Genomic DNA, 5,856 nt, shown 5'->3' with positions numbered 1-5,856 from the left:
TTCTGCTTGCCGAAGTTGCGCTTGGTGCCCTTCGGGATGTCGTAGACCATCGGGTACCAGATCGCGCCCGAGTACTGCAGCAGATGGATGTCGACCTTCCCGAAGGCGTCGGTCAGCGGGTCCAGGTCGACGGGCCTGGCGTCGTTCATGTTGAAACAGGTGGTTTCCCCGTCCGAGACGACGAGGCCCGAGTCACCGATCGGACCGTCCGCGGGAGCGCGCAGAGCGATGATCATGATGTCGAGATCGCCCTTGGGACCGCTGACGGTGTGCTTGACGGAGTCTTCCGTCTCGAAGAACTTGTGGAAGCCGAGCTTCTCGAGTTCACGCTTGAGGTCCGGCACCGGGTAATCGGGGAGCAGGACTGTGGCGTCCTTGTTGACGTGCGCGATCAGATTCTTCGGATCGAAGTGGTCCTTGTGCAGGTGCGAGACGTAGAGGTAGTCGCAGTTGCCCAGCGCGTCCCAGTCCAACTCTGTGTTGTCGGGGAACGGCACCCAGGACGCAAAATACGTCGGGGTCACCCATGGATCACACAGGATGGATCCGGCCTCGGTCTGGATGTGAAATCCTGCGTGGCCGACGCTGGTGATCTGCATTGCAACCTCCGAAATCGTACTGCTGGTCAACTCAGCATAGTCGGCGCGATCAGGGCCAAATCGCGATCGAGGAGGCGGCCGGTTGTGACGTCATGCACGTCAGAGGTCGAAAGTGGGTTGTGAATCAGACCTGCCGGTGACGCGGACAACACTCTCTGTGCTGGCGTGTTCGCCGTATTTCTTGGCGTTCGCGGGAGCTGTTTCAGCATTCCCGAAGACAGCCCCTAAGGCTAACCTAACAAGCATGACTCGACTCCTTTCTCCCTCCACGACCGATCGCGACTACTGGGCGATCGTGGACAACCTGACGCGACGCGGTTTCTTCGGCGTCGGCGCGGGCGTCGCTGCGGCCGCGTTTCTCGCCGCGTGCGGCAGCACGGAAAGTTCGACGCCCGAGAACGCGGAGACCTTCGAGTTCACGCGCGGCGACGAGAAGCTGATCATTCCGACGGACCCACAGAACGTCGTTGCCCTCGATCCGCGGGACGGCCTCGAATTGTCGATCCTCGCCGGATACCCGGTGACCGCCTACCCGACCGGCGCAGCCGAACACCTGCGCCGTGAGGTCCCGGATGCCACGGGTGTCGAGATCTTCGCCGAAGGTGCTTCCGATCCCAACTTCGAATACATCTCGACTCTCGGCGCCGACCTTCTCGTCCTCAGCGCCGGCTGGTGGGACACCGGGTCGTACGGCAACGACCGGATGCAGCAGATCGCACCGGTCCTGCCCGTCGGCAAGGACTTCACCCCGGAGTGGCGGAAGGTCATGTCGGACTTCCTCACCGGCATCGGGCGCAGCGATCGCGCCGAAGAAGTACTCGCCGAGTACGACGCCCATGTAGCTCAGGTCCGCCCGACCGTCGAACCGCTGATGGCCGGCAAGAAGGTTGCCTTCGTCGCCGCCGCGGAGGATCAGATCGCGTGGTTCCAGAACGATTTCCGCACCGCCGTCGCCGAGGACCTGGGATTCGAGGTGCTCCGTGAAGGCCCCGACCTTCGCGTGATGCTCGGATCGGAGCAGTTCAACCGTCTCGAAGAAGCCGACGTCATCTTCGCCTTGGATCGCAGCGCCTCCGGCAGCGTGTACACCTCGCCGACGTGGCAGCGTCTGCCCGCCGCGCAGGCTGGTCGAGTGATTCCCTTCGACTACTACAAGGCCGCGGGATACGCCTTGACCGCCAAGGTTCTCGTCGACGACTTGGCGGCCGGGGTCAAGCGGTAGAACCCGACCTTCGTCAACCCGACGGGCCCCGATCATTCGGCACCGGCGGCTCGTCCTGTCACGCGGTCCCGAAACTCGCGGAACGCTTGGAAACCACCGGTGAGCGCCCGCGCCAGTTCCTCGGCGCTGTCGACCCAGACGACGTCCTCCAACTCGGAAACGTCGTCGGGCTCGTGATTGCGCTGGGGAACGAGAAACGTCGGGTCACCCTGAGGGTTGACGATCAGGAACCCAGCCGCCGCGCAGAGGTCGTAGACGAACGCGCACTCGGCAGGCGACAGCGTCGCGTGGAAGATTCCACCACTGAGTGGATCGCTCTGCTCGAGCGAGTCGAGATGAAGGTCGGAGAAGGCCCCGTCGATCGTCAATGCCCTGTCGTCACGGTCGACGATCTCGCCTCCGTACGGGCTCTCGACCACGCGCAGCCCGTGCTGATCGAGGAAAGCGGCGACCGCCGCCCGATCAACATCGAGTTGCACGTCCTTCGTCACCCGCATGAAGTGCAGCGAGAAACCCATCGATCCCCCTCGTCCATTCGCGACGCACGTGATGCGCTCGCCAGTACCTCGACAGCCGAGAAGCGTCAAAACTACCTCTCGAGTAGGGTCCGGATCGCCTCGACCACTTCGGCAGGCGCCTCTTCTGCCATGAAGTGACCTGCGGACAGCGTGCGGTGCTCGAGATCGGGCGCCCACGCTTTCCACAGGGCCTCGGCGTCGTAGCCGAGCATCGAGCCCCAGTCCTGCTGAATGACCGTGACCGGCATGTGCAGTTGGTTGCCCGCCTCCCGATCGGACTGATCGTGTTCGATGTCGATGCCTGCCGACGCCCGGTAATCGGCAACGATCGACGGCACCGCCTCCCGTGAGGCGCGCAGGTATTCCGCCCGCACGTCTACCGGAATCGCTTCGCGGTTCTGCGTCCACACGTCGAGAAAGTACTCGAAGAACGCATCGGCGCTGGCGCTGATCATCTGCTCGGGAAGACCAGGTGGCTGAGCCATGAGATAGAGATGGAACGCCACAGCAGCATTCGATCCATGCAGGATGTCCCACATATCCAGGGTGGGGAGCACGTCCAGCGAGCCGAGTTGCGTGATCACATCCGGATGATCCAGCCCCGCTCTGACGGCAACCAGTGCGCCACGATCGTGGCCGACGAGGGCAAACTTCTCGTGTCCCAATTTCCTGGCCACCTCGACGATGTCGGCAGCCATTGTTCGTTTGGAGTAGGTGTCCGGGTTTTCCTCGACCGGTTTGTCGCTGGCTCCGTATCCGCGTAGATCCGGGCAGATGACGGTGTGATCCGACGCCAAGGCAGTGGCTACGTGACGCCACATGAGGTGAGTCTGAGGGAAGCCGTGCAGAAGGACGAGTGGTGTTCCGCTTCCGCCGACCGCGACGTTGAGCCGCACTCCGTCTGCTGTGGAAATCTGCTGGTAGTCGAAGCCTGGAATGGTGATAGTCATCGATCGCTCTCGTTAGTCGGGGTGATGGCAGGTCGGGGTGATGGCAATCAGCTTCGCCGCAGTCGATGAGCGTTCGATGAGCGCGATAGCGTGGGGAAATGCGAGACCACACATTTGAAGCCCCGGCTTTCGGAGTGCTCGGACCCGTGGTCGCGTGGAACGAGTCTTCACACCAGATCGATCTGAAGGGTCCACGACACCGAGCGGTCCTCGCTCGTCTCGTCGTAGCCCGCGGACGTGTTGTTCCCGTGGACGTGATTGTCGACGACCTCTGGGTCGATCCTCCGTCCGGCGCTACCAGCGCAATACGTACGTTCGTTTCCGCATTGAGGCGTGCGCTCGAACCGGATCGCGCGCCGCGAAAGAAGCCGAAAGTCATTGTCACCGAAGGGCCCGGTTACGCCTTTCATGCAGCACCCGACGCGGTCGACGCTTGGGAATTCGAAAGACTGGTGCGAGAAGCCGCAGATTCGACGCCGGCGCAATCACTCGAACTGCTCCGAACCGCGCTGCAGCTGTGGAGAGGGCCGGCCTACGCGGAGTTCGCCGACGAGCCTTGGGCCCGAACGGAGCGATCACGCTTGGAGGAACTGCGTCTGACTGCCGTCGAACGCTTGGCATCCGCGCAGCTCGATCTCGGGCGAGCTGCCGAAGCGATTCCCGATCTGGATGCCCACGTGACGGAACACCCTTGGCGCGAGGAGGGTTGGCGACTACTCGCTCTGGCGCTGTACCGGTCCGATCGTCAAGGCGATGCTCTGGCAGTCCTACGTCGCGCACGGAAGTTACTCGCCGAAGAGTTGGGCATCGACCCTGGTCCACGACTGAACGACCTCGAGTCCGACATTCTCCGCCGGGAAACCCGCCTGGATTCTGCAGGGGCAGAACAGATCTTCAGTCAGGTTTCGGCAGCGTACGACCGGACCGTAGCGGCAGGATCGAAATCGAGATTGGAGTCAACCGTCGGCCTCCTCCGAAGTTTGGCAGTTGCGGGCGGAAGCGGACTCGAGATTGCCCGAAACCAACGACTGACAATCATCGGAACCGCTGAACAATTGGACGACGTCGAACTCACCGCGCGGATCATCGGCAATTACGACGTGCCCGGGATCTGGACGCGATCCGACGATCCTCGGCAGGCTACGCAGATCGTCGAGGCCGCTCAGCGCACTCTCGATCGACTTCCGGCCGGCAACGAACCCGCTCGGGCGAGACTGTTGGCGACAATCGCACTCGAATCGCGCGGACTGCCCGGTCATCACGGTCTCGAATGTGCCCGTGCCGCAGTACAGATCGGTCGCGCTCTCGACGATCCAGGGCTCCTGGCCTTCGCTCTGAACGGATTGTTCATGCAGACGTTCTGGACTACCGGTCTGGCCTCCGAGCGCGACGACATCGGCCGTGAACTGGTCGACCTCGCCATTCGACACGGCCTGGCTACCTTCGAGATCCTCGGCCATCTGATCCGCATGCAAGCCCTCAGCGCCCTTGGGCAATTCGATGCAGCCGAGCTACATGCCGAGACGGTTGATCGATTGGCCGGACGTCACGAACGCCCGTTGGCAGCGGTGTTCACCACCTGGTTTCGCGCTATGCGTACTGCCGCTGCCGGCGCGGAGGCCGCGCACTGCGAGAAGCTGTACGAAGCTGCGGCGGTCAATCTTTCCGATGCCGGCATGCCGGGTCTCGCGGAAGGCATACTCCCTCTCGCAATTCTCGCCCTCCGCGTATGGCGGGGACTGCCGGCGATTTTCGACCCGACCACGCAGTGGGGCCCCTACGAACCCTGGGCCCGGCCACACCTGCTCATCGCACAGGGGCAGACGAACGAAGCAGCGAAGGCGGTCGAGGCATTGCCGGACCCGCCCGAAGACCTACTCTCCGAGGCACTGTGGTGCTTGACTGCCGCAGCGGCGACTGCAGTCGGCGACCGTCGAGTCAAGGAGCGTGCGCGAGCGGCGCTCCTACCTGCCGCCGCCGAAATAGCCGGCGCCGGAAGCGGAATGCTCACCGTGGGACCCGTCTCGCACTACCTGGCCGAATTGGAGCAGGGCTGAACCGTCAGGTGAATGCAATCACCGTCTCACCCCACGCCTCCCGGATCTCGCGGTCGAGATCAGCGACGACGGCATCGCGTTTGTCGATCAACAGTGTCGAGCGTGTGTCGGTGTCGTAAGTGGGCCACCCCGGGTCCGCACCCAGTTCGCGATCGTCCCCGGCGTCGTAATCGCCTGCAGCTCTGGCAAAGTCCAACCACCTCGCCTGCATGCGCTCAGAGACATGACGCGCCGCGCTCAAGCCACCCAACTTGTAGGTGATGTCTCGTGCCCCGTGGTTGATGTTGCCGAAGACGTAGGCAAGTTCGGTGCCGTGGGTCGCACCGATCTTCAGCGCCTTGAGCATCGGCGGCGCGTAGTCGAAGCGATACAACCACGTCGGCGCAACCTTGCTGTGAGCCTCGGCGATCCACAACGTAGGCAGCCGGAATCCGAAATCACGGGTCAAACCGAGACCGGCGCCCAGCTTGGACAGTCCCGAATACGCGCCTTCGATTTGAGAATGATCCG

Annotated in this window: 6 protein-coding genes; 2 read left to right on the top strand and 4 right to left on the bottom strand. The window is 63.1% G+C overall.

Features of this window, described 5'->3' with window-relative positions:
* Positions 1 to 599: MBL fold metallo-hydrolase (locus A2J01_RS21925; RefSeq protein ID WP_197494269.1), on the bottom strand; the 599-nt coding region annotated here is incomplete at its 3' end.
* A 244-nt stretch (positions 600 to 843) separates the two neighbouring features.
* Between A2J01_RS21925 and A2J01_RS21920 the strand changes: the two genes are divergently transcribed.
* On the top strand, positions 844 to 1,821 hold the full coding sequence (locus A2J01_RS21920; protein ID WP_003942949.1) for an ABC transporter substrate-binding protein: 978 nt from the start codon (positions 844 to 846) through the stop codon (positions 1,819 to 1,821).
* Positions 1,822 to 1,853: 32 nt separating this feature from the next.
* Here A2J01_RS21920 and A2J01_RS21915 read toward each other — a convergent pair whose 3' ends face one another.
* Both A2J01_RS21915 and A2J01_RS21910 read right to left on the bottom strand, forming a co-directional pair.
* Positions 1,854 to 2,339, bottom strand: a complete 486-nt coding sequence (locus tag A2J01_RS21915; protein ID WP_042922885.1) for a hypothetical protein — start codon at positions 2,337 to 2,339, stop codon at positions 1,854 to 1,856.
* 71 nt (positions 2,340 to 2,410) lie between these two features.
* The gene (locus tag A2J01_RS21910) at positions 2,411 to 3,289 is read right to left on the bottom strand and encodes an alpha/beta fold hydrolase (protein ID WP_003942926.1); all 879 of its coding nucleotides are present in this window, start codon (positions 3,287 to 3,289) and stop codon (positions 2,411 to 2,413) included.
* A gap of 98 nt (positions 3,290 to 3,387) precedes the next feature.
* On the opposite strand from A2J01_RS21910, the gene A2J01_RS21905 reads away from it, so the two are divergent.
* Positions 3,388 to 5,346, top strand: a complete 1,959-nt coding sequence (locus tag A2J01_RS21905) for an AfsR/SARP family transcriptional regulator (protein ID WP_064113577.1) — start codon at positions 3,388 to 3,390, stop codon at positions 5,344 to 5,346.
* 4 nt (positions 5,347 to 5,350) lie between these two features.
* Here the strand turns inward: A2J01_RS21905 and A2J01_RS21900 are convergent.
* On the bottom strand, positions 5,351 to 5,856 hold a 506-nt coding region (locus A2J01_RS21900; RefSeq protein WP_156519349.1), incomplete at its 5' end, for a carboxylesterase family protein.

Origin of the sequence: Rhodococcus sp. EPR-134, assembly GCF_001647205.1 — a bacterium.
GTDB lineage: Bacteria > Actinomycetota > Actinomycetes > Mycobacteriales > Mycobacteriaceae > Rhodococcus_F > Rhodococcus_F qingshengii.
Note: the sequence above shows the minus strand (reverse complement) of the source record. Positions and strands in the feature narration are given on the sequence as shown.